The sequence below is a fragment of the Rhodococcus koreensis genome, assembly GCF_900105905.1.
In the GTDB taxonomy this organism is placed as follows: Bacteria; Actinomycetota; Actinomycetes; order Mycobacteriales; family Mycobacteriaceae; genus Rhodococcus_F; species Rhodococcus_F koreensis.
The window spans coordinates 5,015,722-5,031,598 of the sequence record NZ_FNSV01000005.1 but is presented as its reverse complement, the minus strand read 5'-3'; the positions used below and the strand labels follow the sequence as shown (position 1 = coordinate 5,031,598).

The window sequence follows — 15,877 nt, the reverse complement described above, 5'->3', positions numbered from 1 at the left end:
TTTCGAGGAGTTACATCGACGGCGCCCATCGTCTCGAGCGGGACTCGAGCACTTACCGGGGCCGCTCGACTTCGGCGCACCGGCAAGATCCACCTGACGATCGGGCTCGCGATCCGTGCCTGTCAGAGTGACGCCGACTGTTGTTCACGACGGTTGCATTGAGGTCTCGCGTCTGGTCGACCTATCCCACTACCGGAACCCGAATACCGACCCCCTCTTCGGCGACCGAAGATTGCCCTTCTCGGTTGGCGGTTGTGGTTGGGGGCGCCCCCGCGGGAAAGTCGTCGGTGACTTCGATCCGCCGGTGCGCAGCCTCTGCCCGACCTTCCACGGACAACATCCCGGCGCCCCTCCTGGCCGACTCGAGTCGGGATCAGCAGGCACCGGAACTTACTCGAGATCCGATACCTCGTCGTGTGCCGCCCACTGCGCCCGCTGCACTGTCGGCGTTCTTCACTGCCACACTGCGTTCAGTTCTCGGGTTCCGCCGCGTCTGAATTCTGCTGCGCGATGGAGGCCGGGCACGGACCCCTCGGTGGGGGAGGGGAGGGGGTCTGTGTTTCACGTGAAACGAAACGCACCCAAAGTGACGGGGTGGGACCAAAAAGGCGGGGCTCCCGGAAGTGAATCCGGGAGCCCCGCCTTGGTGCGTGGGTGGATCAGTCCTTGATGACGACCACGCGACGTGACGGCTCGGCGCCTTCGCTCTCACTCGACACGCCGTCGACCTTCGCGACTGCGTCGTGAACGATCTTGCGCTCGAACGGCGTCATCGGAGCGAGCTCCTCGCGTTCACCGCTCTCGAGTACGCGACGTGCCGCCGAGGAACCCAGCTCGGTGAGTTCGGCGCGACGGCCGGCACGCCATCCGGCGATGTCCAGCATAAGTCGACTGCGTTCGCCCGTCGCCTGCTGCACGGCGAGGCGAGTCAGTTCCTGCAGTGCGTCCAGCACCTCACCCTTGCGCCCGACCAACTTGGTGAGATCGTCTCCACCGTCGATGCTGACAACAGCGCGGTCACCCTCGACGTCCAGGTCGATGTCGCCGTCGAAGTCGAGTACGTCGAGCAGCTGCTCCAGGTAGTCGCCGGCGATTTCCCCTTCCTCGATCAGGTAGTCGTCAGAATCGGAATCCACCTCGGTGTCCGGGTTCTGCGTCGGTGCAGTCACGTCTGTCTCATCTCCGTCCACTGCGATGTCAGGCTCACTAGCCATGCTCGTTCTCTTTTCTGAATCAGCGCCGCTTGCGCTTGGGGGACTTTCCGCGGTTGGACTGGGGGCGGGCACCGGGCTTCGGCTTCGACGCCGAACCGTCACCATTCGGCTGATCGGAGATGTCGCCTTCGACGATGCCCTCGACGATCTCCGGTTCGTTGTCGGCGTCGGAACCGTCCGTTGCGGTCGCGGCCTTCTTCTTTTTCTTGGTGAGATCGGGCCGTGCGCCGGGCTTCGGAGCATTGTCCGCCCGGCGTGCGATGGCAGCCTGCTTCTTCTCTTCCTCTTCCTCGTCGATTTTGCGGAAGACGATGTGCTGCTGCCCGTACGTCCAAATGTTGTTACTCACCCAGTACAGGAGGATCGCGATGGGGAGGAACGGGCCACCGACGAGCACACCGAGCGGGAAGACCCACAGCGCGAGCTTGTTCATGATCGCCGACTGCGGGTTCGCGGCCGCCTCGGGGCTCTGGCGCCCGACGGAGGCACGCGAGTTGAAGTGCGTTGCGATGCTGGCGATGATCATCAGCGGAACCGCGACGACGGCGATGTTCAGCACCGTGGGGATGGGACCGTATGCGGCGAACGCGTCGAGCTGAGCCTTCGGCATGGTGATCCAGGCCGAGATGGGGGCACCGAACAGGCGGGCACTCAGGAAGGACTGCACGTCCTCGACGCTGAAGAAGTAGTTCGGTGTGTTCGCGTTGGCCTCGACCGACATGCCGAGCTGACCGATACCGGTGCCGGTGCGGTTGAACGAGCGAAGCACGTGAAACAGGCCGATGAAGACCGGCGCCTGCGCGAGAACCGGGAGGCAGCCCATGATCGGGTTGAACCCGTGCTCCTTCTGGAGCTTCTGCATCTCGGTGGCCTGACGCTGGCGGTCACCCGAATACTTCTTCTGCAGAGCCTTGATCTGCGGCTGAAGTTCCTGCATCTGGCGCGTCGTGCGGACCTGCTTGACGAACGGCTTGTACAGCACGGCACGCAGCGTGAACACGAGGAACACCACGGAGAGCGCCCACGTGATGCCGCTGTCCGGACCCAGGAAGGGAATGGCACCGAAAACCTTGTGCCAGACCCACAGGATCCCGGACACCGGATAGTAAATGAAGTCGAGCACGGCTCTATGTACTCCTCTGTTCGTCCACGTTCGCCGGACAGCAACGACGGCTACCCGCATGACGGTCGTGACGGGCAGGGACCGGGTCCCACCCTCCAGGGTGCCAGGGGGCACACTTCGCCAACCGAACCACCGTCAAAAGAAGGCCTTTGATCGCCCCGTGGGTACGCAGGGATTCCACCGCGTACTCGCTACAGGTCGGCATGAACCGGCAGGTCGGCAACCTCAGGGGCGACACATACGTCCGGTAGAGCTCGATGAAGAAAATGAGAGTGCGCGCCGGTAACGCACGGACCGACTTCCACGCGGAAGAGGCCGAGGAGCTGCCCTCGGCCGTGTCGGTGCGCGACTCGTGGAGTGCGCGTTTCATGTGGAGTTACTCACGGGCGCAAGAAGGTCCAATCGAAGGAGACCTGCACGAAGTTGCTTCTCCAGGTCCCGGCTACTTGCAGTCGCAGCTCCCGGAAGAGCGCGAATCACCACATCGGTTCCCCGTGGAACCACGTCCACGAGGTCGATGCAGATATGACGAAGCCGGCGTGCGACTCGATGTCGAATCACCGCCGGCCCGACAGCCTTACTCACAACCAGTCCGAATCGCGGACCGCCGCTACTCACCAGCTCATCTGCCTGCACACGGTCGAAAGCGTGCACAACCAGGTCGCGTCTTCCCATCCGACGACCACGTCGCACAGTCAACGAAAAATCTGAATGACGACGCAATCGGTGCGGCTCAGGCAACACCCCGAGCTCCCGAACCCAGTGTCGGGATCAGGCGGTGAGGGATTCGCGGCCCTTACGGCGACGCGCCGAAACGATTGCACGACCCGCACGGGTCCGCATACGAAGACGGAAGCCGTGAACGCGCGCGCGGCGTCGGTTGTTCGGCTGGAACGTCCGCTTGCCCTTGGCCACGGTCAACACTCCTCGAAGTTCATCGACGCCTCCCGGCGTCATGGATCTAACATTGGCGAAAACTCAGGTGTTCATCCACAGGGTGGGGATGAAACGACTTCGAAACTGGACTCGAGCCAGCACGAAACCGCCACCTCACCACAGGGTGACTGTTCGAGAGTACTTACCACTCCCGGTCAGGTCAAACTCGCTCACCTGCGATTCCCCCGCGAATCGGCTGACCGACACGCCGAGGATCGACAAATGCTTGCACCCCAACTTCCAATGTGCCAAACCGCTGTGAGGTTGCCGACACTGTTGCTAGCGTCTATGCATGGTCTCGCCGATGAACCCTGATCGAGTGCCCAGCTCTCGACTTCAGCGTTCTCATCTGCACATTCACCACAATTCATCCACAGGGCACAGATGGTGTCCCGCTTCGGATCATCACGAGGGTTCCTGACACCCTTCACTTCTCGGGTCCCCACACCCGCTCATCCAGGTTTCGCATGCATATGCGCAGGTCAGCGCGCTCAATCTGGACTCCTCACCGTCACACGACGCCGCGACAGCAGGCGTCTGCGGTTTGTCCACATCTGTGGATAATTGTGTGGAAACACAGTTCAGATGGCATATTCGTAGGTCCGTACGGGGTCCATCCTCAGGTCGGGGAAGCTCCCATTTCCGCCTCGACGACGGCACCGACACTGGACTCGGCACAGCACCCGCCGAGTCCGCGAACACACTGGGGAGGAACCACGTGAACGACGATCCGAATGCGCTCGCACGGATCTGGATCGACGTCGTCGCCGACCTCACATCCGATTCGCCCGGCGGCGATCTGCCGCCGTTGACGAGGGGACAGAAGGCGTGGTTGGCGCTCGTCAAACCGCTGACACTCGCACAGGGCTTCGCGCTCCTGTCCGTTCCGTCGCCCTTCGCGCAGGAAGCGATCGAACGGGATCTGCGTGAGCCGATCCTCCACGCGCTCGGCCGGCATCTCGGTGAGCAGGTCGAGGGTCTCGGTGTGCGCATCGCCGCCCCGGTCGACGACGAACCCGAATCCGAGGCCCCGAGCCGGGAGCGCAGGCCGGACCCGGAACCGGTCCACACCCCTCGCCATCTCGAGCCTTCCGTCACCAGTTCCGGCACGTTCCGCAGGCGCCGCTTCGGCTCCGGAGAAGACCAGCCCTACTCGGACACCACGGACTTCGAGGAGGTGGACGACGACACCGAGGCCCTCGCCAGCGTCCACGAATCCTGGCCGTCGTATTTCACGAAGCCGCCCGCGGGCCCGGCACCTGCGGCGACGGGTGGGAACAGCCTCAACGCGAAGTACACGTTCGACACGTTCGTGATCGGCTCGTCCAACCGGTTCGCCCACGCCGCGGCGGTCGCCATCGCCGAGGCACCGGCGCGCGCGTACAACCCGTTGTTCATCTGGGGAGCGTCCGGCCTCGGCAAGACGCACCTGTTGCACGCCGCCGGCCACTACGCCCAGCGGCTGTTCCCGGGGATGCGCGTCAAATACGTCTCCACCGAGGAATTCACCAACGACTTCATCAACAGCCTCCGCGACGACCGCAAGGTGGCGTTCAAACGCCGCTACCGCGAGACCGACGTGCTGCTGGTGGACGACATCCAGTTCATCGAGGGCAAGGAAGGTATCCAGGAGGAGTTCTTCCACACCTTCAACACCCTGCACAACGCGAACAAGCAGATCGTCGTCTCCTCCGACCGGCCGCCGAAGCAGCTGGCGACACTCGAGGAACGCCTGCGCACCCGCTTCGAATGGGGCCTGATCACCGACGTTCAGCCCCCCGAACTCGAAACCCGTATCGCCATCCTCAGCAAGAAGGCCCGAATGGACCGGCTCGAGGTGCCCGACGACGTCCTCGAGTTGATCGCCTCCCGGATCGAACGCAACATCCGGGAACTCGAGGGTGCCCTCATCCGGGTGACGGCGTTCGCGTCCCTGAACAGGCAACCTCTGGACCTCACGCTCGCCGAGGTGGTGCTGCGTGACCTGATGCCGGACTCGTCGAGTCTCGAGATCAATGCGGCGACGATCATGGCGGTCACCGCGGAGTACTTCAACATGTCGATCGACGACCTGTGCGGGCCCGGCAAGGCGCGTCCGCTGGCGTCCGCCCGCCAGATCTCCATGTACCTGTGCCGGGAGCTGACCGATCTGTCCCTTCCGAAGATCGGGCAGACGTTCGGCCGCGACCACACCACCGTCATGTACGCGGACAAGAAGATTCGCAAGGAGATGACGGAGCGGCGGAAGGTCTACGACCAGGTCCAGGAGCTCACCGCCCGGATCAAGCAGCGTTCCAAAAGGTAGTCACCCGCCTCTGCCTCTCCTGTGCCCCTGGTAGCTCGCCTACCGGGGGCACAGGTCGTTTTGCGGGCGTGATGGTCCGACTCCGCCGCCGCAAGCAACTCGAGGGACTCCTCGAGCGGATCCTCGAGGTACCGCTCGAGCGGGTCCTCGAGGTACCGCTCGAGGGTCTACTCGAGGCTCGCGCAAACCCCCGCCGGCGCGACACACCGGGGCAACACGCCGACGCCGGGACCTGGGATAAAGCATGCACACCTGTGGATAAATGTGGGGATGAGGTGGAATCTCTGTGGACAGAACGTGCAGAACTTTGAACAACCTCGAGTAGTCCACACGGGTGCCGGATCGGTCCTCGAGTTTGTCCTCGAGAATTCCCCATACAAGTACGCGGAGGGACCAGCGTCTACAGCTGTTCGTCCACAGATTCCACAGGACCTAATAGTACTTCTCATTAATTCTTATAAAAAACTCTTTGAAAACAGGGTTGGGGATCGCGTCCGTTCACAGGCCTCCGTCGGAGACTCGAGGACGGAGGCGTTCCGCTTTCAAGTTCGTCCTCGAGGGCATACGGTTATGCATCGCCGCTCTGTGAAAGACTGCAGTGCTGTGGTCACGGCCCGACCGTGGCGAACAACCGTGCCTACCGAGAGGAACAACCCGGCGATGGAGCTTGGAAGCCTGAAGTTTCGTGTCTCCCGGGAAGAATTCGCTGATTCAGTGGCATGGGTCGCTCGCAGTCTGCCGTCGCGGCCTCCCGTGCCCGTCCTCGGCGGAGTTCTCCTGGACGCGACCGAGCAAGGGTTGACGGTTTCCGGATTCGACTACGAGGTGTCGGCCCAGGTCAGGGTCGGGGCCGAGGTCGGTAGCGCCGGTCAGGTCCTGGTCTCGGGCAAGCTTCTCGCCGACATCACGAAGTCGCTTCCCAACAAGCCCGTCGACGTGACGCTCGAGGGCACTCGTGTGCTGATCACCTGCGGTAGCGCCAAGTTCTCCCTGCCCACCATGCCGGTCGAGGACTACCCCCAGCTTCCGCAGTTGCCGCAGCAGACCGGCTCGATTCCCGCGGACCTGTTCTCCGAGGCGATCAGTCAGGTGGCTGTCGCGGCGGGCAAGGACGACACCCTGCCGATGCTCACCGGCATCCGGGTCGAGATCGAACGCAACGCGATCGTGCTCGCGGCCACCGACCGGTTCCGTCTCGCGGTTCGTGAACTCGAGTGGTCGCCGGCGAACCCCGACACCGCCGCGGCCGTCCTCATCCCGGCCAAGACCCTCTCCGAGTCGGCGAAAACGCTTGCGGGAGATGCCACTTCACCGGTCGAGCTGGCTCTCGGCTCGGGCTCCGCGGTCGGAAACGACGGCCTCCTCGGCATCGTCAACGAAGGCCGTCGCACCACCACCCGACTGCTGGACGCCGAGTTCCCGAAGTTCCGGCAGCTGCTGCCGTCCGAGCACACTGCACTGGCCACCGTGGAGATCGCTCCGCTCGTCGAGGCCATCAAGCGTGTGGCGCTCGTCGCCGAGCGTGGTGCGCAGGTCCGCCTGCAGTTCTCCACCGAGGGGCTGCTGCTCTCCGCCGGCGGCGACGACGCCGGTCGGGCCGAGGAAGGCTTGAACGCGGTGTTCCAGGGCGAGCCGCTCACCATTGCCTTCAACCCCGGCTACCTGATCGACGGGTTGTCCTCGCTGCACAGCGAGCAGGTGCTGTTCGGCTTCACGACCCCCAGCCGCCCCGCGGTGCTGCGTCCGGCCACCGAGGAAGAGATCGAGCCCGACGATTCCGGCAATTTCGCGGCACCGGAGAGCGCGTACACGTACCTGCTGATGCCGGTGCGTCTGCCGGGCTGACGATTCGCGGAAGCGAAACCAGTACTGCCGTAAGAAATCTCACGAGTGGACGGAGATCACGATGCAGATCGGGTTGGTCGGGCTCGGAAAAATGGGATTCAACATGCGCGAGCGGTTGCGCGCGCACGGGCACGAGGTGGTCGGCTACGACCCCCGCCCCGAGGTCACGGATGTGGCGTCACTGGCGGAACTCGCCCAGCGACTCGAGTCTCCGCGCGTCGTGTGGGTGATGGTTCCGGCAGGAAAGATCACCCAGGACACGGTGACCGGGCTGGCGTCGGTGCTCGAGAGTGGCGACCTGGTGATCGACGGCGGCAACTCGAGATACACCGACGACAAGATTCACGGTGAGCTGCTCGGATCCCACGGCATCGGCTACCTCGACTGCGGTGTGTCCGGCGGGGTCTGGGGACTCGAGAACGGCTACGGGCTGATGGTCGGCGGGTCGGCCGCGGACGTCGAGCGGGCGCTGCCGATCTTCGACGCACTGCGCCCGGAGGGTGAGCGTGCGGACGGGTTCGTTCACGCAGGCCCGATCGGCGCCGGCCACTACGCGAAGATGATCCACAACGGCATCGAGTACGGACTGATGCAGGCGTACGCCGAGGGCTACGAACTGCTCGAGGCCGAAGACCTCGTCACCGACGTCCACGGTGTGCTGCGCGCGTGGACCAACGGCACCGTCGTCCGGTCGTGGCTGCTGGAACTGCTCGTCAAGGCACTGGGTGAGGATCCCGATTTCGCCGAGATCTCCGGTTACACAGACGATTCCGGTGAGGGCCGCTGGACCGTGCTGGAGGCGATCGACCACGCCGTGCCCGCGCCGGTGATCTCGGCCGCGCTGTTCGCGCGGTTCGCGTCCCGTCAGGACGATTCCCCCGCGATGAAGGCCGTCTCGGCGCTGCGCAACCAGTTCGGTGGTCACGCCGTGAAGAAGGCGGCAGGCGAGGCAGAAGCCGGTTCTGGAACGTAGGTGTTCGTTCGCGCACTCTCGCTCAGAGATTTCCGTTCCTGGGACGCCCTCGGTCTGAACCTGCGTCCGGGCTGCACCGTCTTCGTCGGACCCAACGGGCACGGCAAGACGAATGTGCTCGAGGCGCTCGGCTACCTGTCGACGCTCTCGTCGCATCGGGTCAGCTCCGACGCCCCGCTGATCAGGACGGGTACCGCTCAGGCGTTCGCGGGGGCCACCGTCGTCAACACGGGCCGGGAACTGACCGTCGATCTCGAGTTGAACGAGGGTAAGTCGAACCGCGCGCGGATCAACCAGTCGCCCACCCGGCGGCCGCGGGAGATTCTCGGGATTCTGCAGACGGTGCTGTTCGCGCCGGAGGATCTGTCGCTGGTCCGCGGAGATCCGGGGGAGCGACGCCGGTACCTCGACGAACTCCTCACGTCCCGGATCCCCAGGATGGCGGCGGTGCGCGCCGATTACGAACGGGTGCTGCGCCAGCGGTCGGCATTGCTCAAGACCGCGGGCGGCGCGTTGCGGCGGTCTTCGCGGGGCAGCGGTCAGCCGGGCGAGGACGGTGCGAGTGCCCTTGCCACACTGGAGGTCTGGGACGGACACCTCGCCGCGCACGGCGCCCAGCTGCTCGCCGGGCGGCTGCATCTCGTCCACGACCTCGCGCCGCACCTGGCCGAGTCGTACCAGTCGCTGGCACCCGAGTCGAGGCCCGCGAGCATCCGCTACCGCTCGAGTCTGGGGTCCTCGCTGCCGCCGGAGTTCACCGAACCGGCGCGAGCGCCCGAGTCCGGCGACATCGCGTTCCTCGAGGAGCGGTTTCTCCAGGAGTTGTCCGTGATGCGCTCGAAGGAGATCGAGCGGGGTGTGTGCCTCGTCGGACCGCATCGTGACGATCTGGAACTGCAACTCGGCGACACCCCGGCGAAGGGATTCGCGAGTCACGGCGAGTCGTGGTCGTTCGCGCTGTCGCTGCGGCTCGCGGGATTCGCCCTGCTGCGGTCGGAAGGCAGCGATCCGGTCCTCATGCTCGACGACGTGTTCGCCGAACTCGACCGCAAGCGTCGCCGCGCCCTCGCCAAGGTCGCATTGGACGCCGAACAGGTGTTGATCACGGCCGCCGTGCCGGAAGATGTACCGGAAGAACTCGACGCAGTCCGGTACGGCGTCGAGGCCCGCGACACCGATCGAGGAAGAATCTCACACATCCTGGAAGAGACGGAGGACCACCGTGACGGATGATGCCGAACCCACCGTGCCCGCGGCGACCCCCGAACCGGAGGTGAAGGGAATCGATCTCGCCCGGCGTGCCCTCGAGGAGGCGCGGGCCGCGGCGAAGGCGAGCGGAAAATCCGTCGGGCAGGGCCGCCGGTCCGGGACCGGTGTGCGGGCGTTGCGCGCCCGGCGCAGGCGAGGCTGGTCCGGTCCGGGGCCCGACGACCGTGATCCCCAGCCGTTCGGTGCGCTGACCAGCGCGCTCGCGAAACAACGCGGCTGGTCTCCCAAGGTGTCCGAGGGAACGGTCCTCGGTCGATGGGTGCAGGTGGTCGGTGAGGACATCGCCGCGCACGCCGAGCCGACCGGGCTGCGGGACGGGATTCTCAGCGTCTCCGCGGAGTCGACGGCCTGGGCGACCCAGCTTCGGATGATGCAGTCGCAGATTCTCGCGAAGATCGCCGCGGCCGTCGGCGACGGCGTCGTGAAGTCGCTGCGGATCACCGGTCCGACCGCGCCGAGCTGGCGAAAAGGGGAACGGCACATCCGGGGGCGCGGCCCCCGCGACACCTACGGATAGGCCGGAGCGGGCGTTCGGTCCCTAGTTTTGTCTATTACCCGGTGTTACAGTTACTCCAAGTCATCGAGTGAACTGTGCCACAAGCCTTCGTCGTGGCGCAGCCGCCGGCACGAAGGAGTAATGAGATGTCCGCCCCGACTGCGCCCCGGAACGCGATCCCCGAACCGGACCACATCCTGTTGCAGGCCAGAAACGTGGAGTTCGACTGGTCGAACCTCCCGATGCACTGGATCCCGGGCGACCCGTTCAGCACGCACGTCCTCAATGTCCTGCACCTCCTCCTGCCCGCGGGCGAGGAGTGGTTCGTCGAGACGTTCAAAGAGGCCCTGCCGCTGATCGAGGACGAGCAGCTCCGCGACGACGTCGTCGGGTTCATCGGCCAGGAAGCGATGCATGCCAACGCGCACACCGGCGTGCTGGTGCACCTGAAGGAGAAGGGGCTCGATCCGACACCCTTCACCGAGCAGATGGAATGGACCTTCTCCAAGATCCTCGGACCGCGACCGCTGACCGGTCTGCGCGAGAAGAACTACCTGATCGAGCGGCTGGCGGTCATCGCCGCCATCGAGCACATCACCGCGTTCCTCGGCGACTGGGTCCTGGGCGCCGAGGGCCTCGATCGGGTGGGGATGCACCCGACGATGCTCGACCTGCTGCGCTGGCACGGCGCCGAGGAGGTCGAGCACCGGTCGGTGGCGTACGACGTCATGCGGTACTTCGACAAGCGGGAGTCGCGGCGGATCCGCACCCAGCTGATCGTGACTCCGGTCATCGTATGGCTGTGGGTACGCGGCACCCGATTCCTCATGCGGAACGATCCGGAGCTCGCGCAGTGGTCGGCGCACCGGCGTAAGCCGCACCTGACCGATTTCTTCGCGGCGGGCAAGCGCGGCACCCTCCCGACGGCCCGCGAACTCGGCAAGCGGATGTCGACGTACTTCACGCGGTCGTACCACCCGAGCAACGAGGGTTCGACGGCGCAGGCCGTGAAGTACCTGGCGTCCTCGCCGGCGGCTCAGGCGGCCGAGCGATGAAGCTGTCCCAGGTGCGGGAGGTGTTCACCGGGCAGGGCCTGCCCCGGTACGACGCGCCGCCGGACATCAAGGGCCGCTCGCGTCCCGACCGCGCCATGCGGATCACCGAGGCCGTGGCCGCCAAGTACCTTCGTGTTCTCACCGCGTACGAGTACGACCCCGGCGTCGCCGGTCACAACCCCGATGTGGCGATGAAAATGGTTGTCTCCCAACGGGACGTCGTCGCGTTGGACGACAACGTCGTGCAGTTGCGGTTCGAGGCCGAGGACGGCGCCGAACTTCCTGCGTGGCAGCCGGGTTCGCACCTCGACTTCCACCTGCCGTCCGGGCTGCGACGTCAGTACTCGCTGTGCGGGGATCCGTCCGACCGCACGGGCTACAGCATCGCCGTCCGCTGTATCCCCGACGGAGGTGGCGGATCCCTCGAGATGCATGCCCTCGAGCCGGGGGCGTCGGTGACGGTTCGCGGACCCCGCAACGGATTTCCGTTCGTGGGCGAGGGGAGCGCGCTCTTCGTCGCCGGCGGCATCGGCATCACGCCGATCCTGGCGATGGTGCGCGCCGCGCGCGATCTCGGGATGGACTGGCAGTTCGTGTATTCCGGCCGGTCCCGGGAGTCGATGCCGTTCCTCGACGAGATCGAAACATTCGATCCGTCACGGATTTTCATCCGCCCCGACGACGAATTCGGACTGCCAATCGCAGAGGAATTGCTCGAGCGTGCCGCGCCCGGCGGCGCCGTCTACTGCTGCGGGCCGACGCCGATGCTCGAGTCGGTGCGCCGCGCCTTTCCCGGAAGCCCCGCCACCGCGTTGCATTTCGAGCGATTCGGTGCGCCGCCGGTCCGGGGCGGCACCGAATTCGAAGTGCAGCTCGTCAGCACGGGTGAGGTGCTCACCGTGCCCGCCGACGAATCCGCGCTCACGGTGATCAAGAAGACGATGCCCGGAGTGGGGTATTCGTGCCAGCAGGGATTCTGCGGCACCTGCAGGGTCAAGGTGCTGTCCGGCACCCCGGACCACCGCGAGACGCGGCTCACCGACGCCGAGCAGGAGAACGAGATGCTGATCTGCGTGTCCCGCACCGACGGCGGCCGCCTCGTCCTCGACCTGTAATCCACCGATTCCCGAACCCGAACCCAGAGGACACCCATGACTCCATCCACGTCCGGTACCGCCCGGCGGATCACCAACGGTTCCGTCGACCTCGCCGTGTTCGAGGAAGGCAACCCCGCCGGCGAGACGATGGTGCTAGTTCACGGCTGGCCCGACACCCACGAACTGTGGAGCCGGGTGGTGCCGTTCCTGAAGGAACGGTTCCGGGTGGTCAGCTACGACAGCCGCGGCGCCGGCGAGAGCACCGTGCCCACCCGGGTCGAGGACTACCGGCTGCCCGCCCTGGCGGGCGACCTGTTCACGGTGATCGACGCCGTCAGCCCGGGCAGGCCGGTGCACGTGCTCGCGCACGACTGGGGGTCGGTGGAGGCGTGGGAGGCGGTCTGCGAACCGGGCGCCCGTACGCGGATCGCGTCGTTCACGTCCGTCTCCGGGCCGAACCTCGACCACCTCGGGAAGTGGATGCGCCGCCGCATCTCCGACCGCCGGTTCGGCGGGCCGCTCGCGCAGGCCGTCGCGTCCGGCTACACCGTCCTGTTCCAGATCCCGGGCCTGGCGACGCTGCCGCTGCGGCTGTGGTTCTCCCGGCACTGGCCGGCGTTCCTGAAGTTCTTCGACCGCCTCGACCCGGCCCTGGTGCGTCCGGCGCCGACGCTGGCGGACGACATGGTCAACGGTCTCAAGCTGTACCGGGCGAACATCCGGACCAGCCTGCTGCGGCCGCGTGAGCGGTACACCGACGTCCCCGTCCAGCTGATCCTGAACGAGAACGACAAGGCGGTACGGCCCGTCGGGTACGAGGACACCGAGAAATGGGCACCCGATCTGCGCCGTCGAGGGGTCGACGCCGGTCACTGGTCGCCCATCTCCCACGCCGCGGACATTGCGCAACTCGCCGCGGAGTTCGTGCTGGACGTCGAGGACCGGCAATGGGGAAATGCCCCGGACGGGCCGTCCGAGAGCGCGTCAGCCTAGGTTTTCACTCCCGAGGCGCCCTGAAAATTCGTCTACGGGGCGCTCAGGGGTGTCATAGCCCGCTCCTGGGCCAGACGTACCAGTAAGATGGCCGAGGTAACTAGCGGCAAGATTCCCGATTCTCGTCTCCCGCGTGCCCGACCAGGGCGGTGGGCGCCTGCGTCGGGCATTGGACGGAGAAGGAGAGCTACCCACCCGTGGCTGCCCAGAAGTCAGACAAAAGCACCTCCAGCAAGGACTACGGCGCTTCTTCCATCACCGTCCTCGAGGGACTCGAAGCCGTCCGTAAGCGACCGGGTATGTACATCGGTTCCACCGGTGAACGCGGTCTCCACCACCTGATCTGGGAAGTCGTCGACAACTCCGTCGACGAGGCCATGGCCGGCTACGCCAGCAAGGTCGAGATCACCCTTCTCGAAGATGGTGGCGTCCAGGTCGTCGACGACGGCCGAGGCATCCCCGTCGGGATGCACGCCTCCGGTGTCCCCACCGTCGAGGTCGTCCTCACCCAGCTGCACGCCGGCGGCAAGTTCGACTCCGACTCGTATGCCGTGTCCGGCGGTCTGCACGGTGTCGGTATCTCCGTCGTCAACGCGCTGTCCACCCGGCTCGACGTCGACATCAAGCGCGACGGCTTCCGCTGGAACCAGACCTACACCGACTCGAAGCCGGGTGAACTCGTCAAGGGCGAGGCCACCAAGGAGACGGGCACCACGGTCACGTTCTGGGCCGACCCGAACATCTTCGAGACCACGGTCTACAGCTTCGAGACGGTCGCGCGCCGCCTCCAGGAGATGGCCTTCCTCAACAAGGGCCTGACGATCACCCTGACCGACGAGCGCGTGAGCGACGCCGAGGTCACGGAAGAGGTCGTCAGCCAGGTCGCGGACGCCCCGAAGTCCGCCGAGGACGAGCACGCCGAAGCCGATGCGCCGGCCGTCCACAAGGTCAAGACCCGCGTCTACCACTACCCGGGCGGACTCGAGGACTACGTGCGGCACATCAACCGCACGAAGCAGCCGATCCACAACTCCGTCGTCGGTTTCACCGCGAAGGGCACCGGCCACGAACTCGAGATCGCGATGCAGTGGAACTCCGGCTACTCGGAGTCGGTCCACACGTTCGCGAACACCATCAACACCCACGAGGGCGGCACCCACGAAGAGGGGTTCCGGTCCGCTCTGACGGCGACGGTCAACAAGTACGCACTCGACAAGAAGCTGCTCAAGGAGAAGGACCCGAAACTCACCGGTGACGACATCCGTGAGGGTCTCGCGGCGATCATCTCCGTCAAGGTAGGTGAACCGCAGTTCGAGGGTCAGACGAAGACGAAGCTCGGCAACACCGAGGTCCGGTCGTTCGTGCAGAAGGCGAGCAACGAGCACCTCTCGCACTGGTTCGAGGCGAACCCGGCCGACGCGAAGACCATCGTGAACAAGGCGGTGTCGTCGGCGCAGGCCCGCGTCGCCGCCCGCAAGGCCCGCGAACTGGTTCGGCGCAAGAGCGCCACCGACCTCGGCGGCCTGCCGGGCAAGCTCGCCGACTGCCGGTCCAACGACCCGAGCAAGTCCGAGATCTACATCGTGGAGGGCGACTCCGCAGGCGGCTCCGCGAAGTCCGGCCGTGACTCGATGTACCAGGCGATCCTGCCGCTGCGAGGCAAGATCATCAACGTCGAGAAGGCACGTATCGACCGGGTGCTGAAGAACACCGAAGTCCAGTCGATCATCACCGCGTTCGGCACCGGCATCCACGACGAGTTCGACATCGCGAAGCTGCGGTACCACAAGATCGTGCTGATGGCCGACGCCGACGTCGACGGCCAGCACATCGCAACGCTGCTGCTCACGCTGCTGTTCCGCTTCATGCGGCCGCTCGTCGAACACGGCCACGTGTACCTGGCGCAGCCCCCGCTGTACAAGCTCAAGTGGCAGCGCGCCGACCCGGAGTTCGCCTACTCCGACCGCGAGCGCGACGCCCTCGTCAAGGCCGGCCTCGAGTCGGGCAAGAAGATCAACAAGGACGACGGCATCCAGCGCTACAAAGGTCTCGGCGAGATGAACGCCAAGGAACTGTGGGAGACCACGATGGATCCGACCGTGCGTGTCCTGCGTCTCGTGACGCTCGACGACGCGGCCGCAGCCGACGAGTTGTTCAGCGTCCTCATGGGCGAGGACGTCGAGGCCCGGCGAAGCTTCATCACCCGTAACGCCAAGGACGTCCGCTTCCTCGACGTCTAGGTATCCGGCACAACAGAATACGGATCGCGTGCAGCCACCGGTGGTCGGAAGACCCCGGTGGCTGCACCCGTCTGGGCCGGTTGCGGGAACGGATGACGCAGAATTCCGTCCTCGACTGTGAACGGCGATTCTGTGTAGCCTGGTCGGCTGATCCACCCCGCGGCGGCAACGTCTGGGATCAGTGGTGCGGATGTTACTTGGAAGTAAGGATCGGGGAATTTCTGTGGTAAGAACGTTCCCCATGGGGATGTGATGAACTCGTTACATTCGGAAATCGGTGCGTCGGGCAGCGCTGCGCACAGCGCAACTGATCGATCACTTTCCTCTGTCG

13 protein-coding genes and 1 pseudogene are annotated in these 15,877 nt (G+C 65.4%); 9 read left to right on the top strand and 5 right to left on the bottom strand.

Going from position 1 to position 15,877, the window contains the following annotated elements; genetic code table 11:
• Window positions 1-659 precede the first annotated feature (659 nt).
• The 5 genes from BLV94_RS27580 to rpmH are packed head-to-tail and all read right to left on the bottom strand — an operon-like array spanning window position 660 to window position 3,252.
• Entirely contained in the window at window positions 660-1,214 is a 555-nt protein-coding gene (locus BLV94_RS27580) for a Jag family protein (protein WP_037234922.1), read from the bottom strand.
• A gap of 19 nt (window positions 1,215-1,233) precedes the next feature.
• Window positions 1,234-2,337 carry a membrane protein insertase YidC gene (yidC, locus tag BLV94_RS27575; RefSeq protein WP_072942736.1) on the bottom strand — a complete coding sequence of 368 codons (1,104 nt, stop codon included), beginning with the start codon at window positions 2,335-2,337 and terminating at the stop codon, window positions 1,234-1,236.
• Between the two features lie 4 nt (window positions 2,338-2,341).
• Complete coding sequence (gene yidD, locus BLV94_RS27570) at window positions 2,342-2,707, bottom strand: membrane protein insertion efficiency factor YidD (RefSeq protein ID WP_072942738.1); 366 nt, start codon at window positions 2,705-2,707, stop codon at window positions 2,342-2,344.
• Window positions 2,704-3,081 (bottom strand): ribonuclease P protein component, encoded by a 378-nt coding sequence (gene rnpA, locus BLV94_RS27565; RefSeq protein WP_072942740.1) that lies wholly within the window; start codon window positions 3,079-3,081, stop codon window positions 2,704-2,706. The genes yidD and rnpA overlap by 4 nt, the downstream gene beginning before the upstream one ends.
• A 27-nt stretch (window positions 3,082-3,108) precedes the next feature.
• Window positions 3,109-3,252, bottom strand: coding sequence for a 50S ribosomal protein L34 (gene rpmH / locus BLV94_RS27560; RefSeq protein ID WP_005263481.1), 144 nt, complete (start codon window positions 3,250-3,252; stop codon window positions 3,109-3,111).
• Window positions 3,253-3,991: 739 nt separating this feature from the next.
• On the opposite strand from rpmH, the gene dnaA reads away from it, so the two are divergent.
• From dnaA to gyrB, 9 genes and pseudogenes are all read left to right on the top strand, one after another.
• Entirely contained in the window at window positions 3,992-5,578 is a 1,587-nt protein-coding gene (dnaA, locus tag BLV94_RS27555) for a chromosomal replication initiator protein DnaA (RefSeq protein ID WP_072942742.1), read from the top strand.
• 660 nt (window positions 5,579-6,238) lie between these two features.
• On the top strand, window positions 6,239-7,423 hold the full coding sequence (gene dnaN / locus BLV94_RS27550; RefSeq protein ID WP_072942744.1) for a DNA polymerase III subunit beta: 1,185 nt from the start codon (window positions 6,239-6,241) through the stop codon (window positions 7,421-7,423).
• 40 nt (window positions 7,424-7,463) lie between these two features.
• Window positions 7,464-8,396 (top strand): annotated as a pseudogene (gene gnd, locus BLV94_RS27545) (phosphogluconate dehydrogenase (NAD(+)-dependent, decarboxylating)); the annotation flags it as partial.
• Window positions 8,397-9,629, top strand: a complete 1,233-nt coding sequence (recF, locus tag BLV94_RS27540; RefSeq protein ID WP_072942745.1) for a DNA replication/repair protein RecF — start codon at window positions 8,397-8,399, stop codon at window positions 9,627-9,629.
• Window positions 9,619-10,182 carry a DUF721 family protein gene (locus tag BLV94_RS27535; protein ID WP_072942747.1) on the top strand — a complete coding sequence of 188 codons (564 nt, stop codon included), beginning with the start codon at window positions 9,619-9,621 and terminating at the stop codon, window positions 10,180-10,182. Before recF ends, BLV94_RS27535 begins: the two co-directional genes overlap by 11 nt.
• Window positions 10,183-10,307: 125 nt before the next feature.
• Window positions 10,308-11,216: a metal-dependent hydrolase gene (locus tag BLV94_RS27530; RefSeq protein ID WP_072942749.1), complete on the top strand. Its 909-nt coding sequence runs from the start codon at window positions 10,308-10,310 to the stop codon at window positions 11,214-11,216.
• Entirely contained in the window at window positions 11,213-12,331 is a 1,119-nt protein-coding gene (locus BLV94_RS27525; protein ID WP_072942750.1) for a PDR/VanB family oxidoreductase, read from the top strand. The genes BLV94_RS27530 and BLV94_RS27525 overlap by 4 nt, the downstream gene beginning before the upstream one ends.
• A gap of 36 nt (window positions 12,332-12,367) precedes the next feature.
• Window positions 12,368-13,306, top strand: coding sequence for an alpha/beta fold hydrolase (locus BLV94_RS27520; protein WP_072942752.1), 939 nt, complete (start codon window positions 12,368-12,370; stop codon window positions 13,304-13,306).
• 197 nt (window positions 13,307-13,503) lie between these two features.
• Complete coding sequence (gene gyrB, locus BLV94_RS27515; protein WP_072942754.1) at window positions 13,504-15,546, top strand: DNA topoisomerase (ATP-hydrolyzing) subunit B; 2,043 nt, start codon at window positions 13,504-13,506, stop codon at window positions 15,544-15,546.
• Window positions 15,547-15,877: the final 331 nt, after the last annotated feature.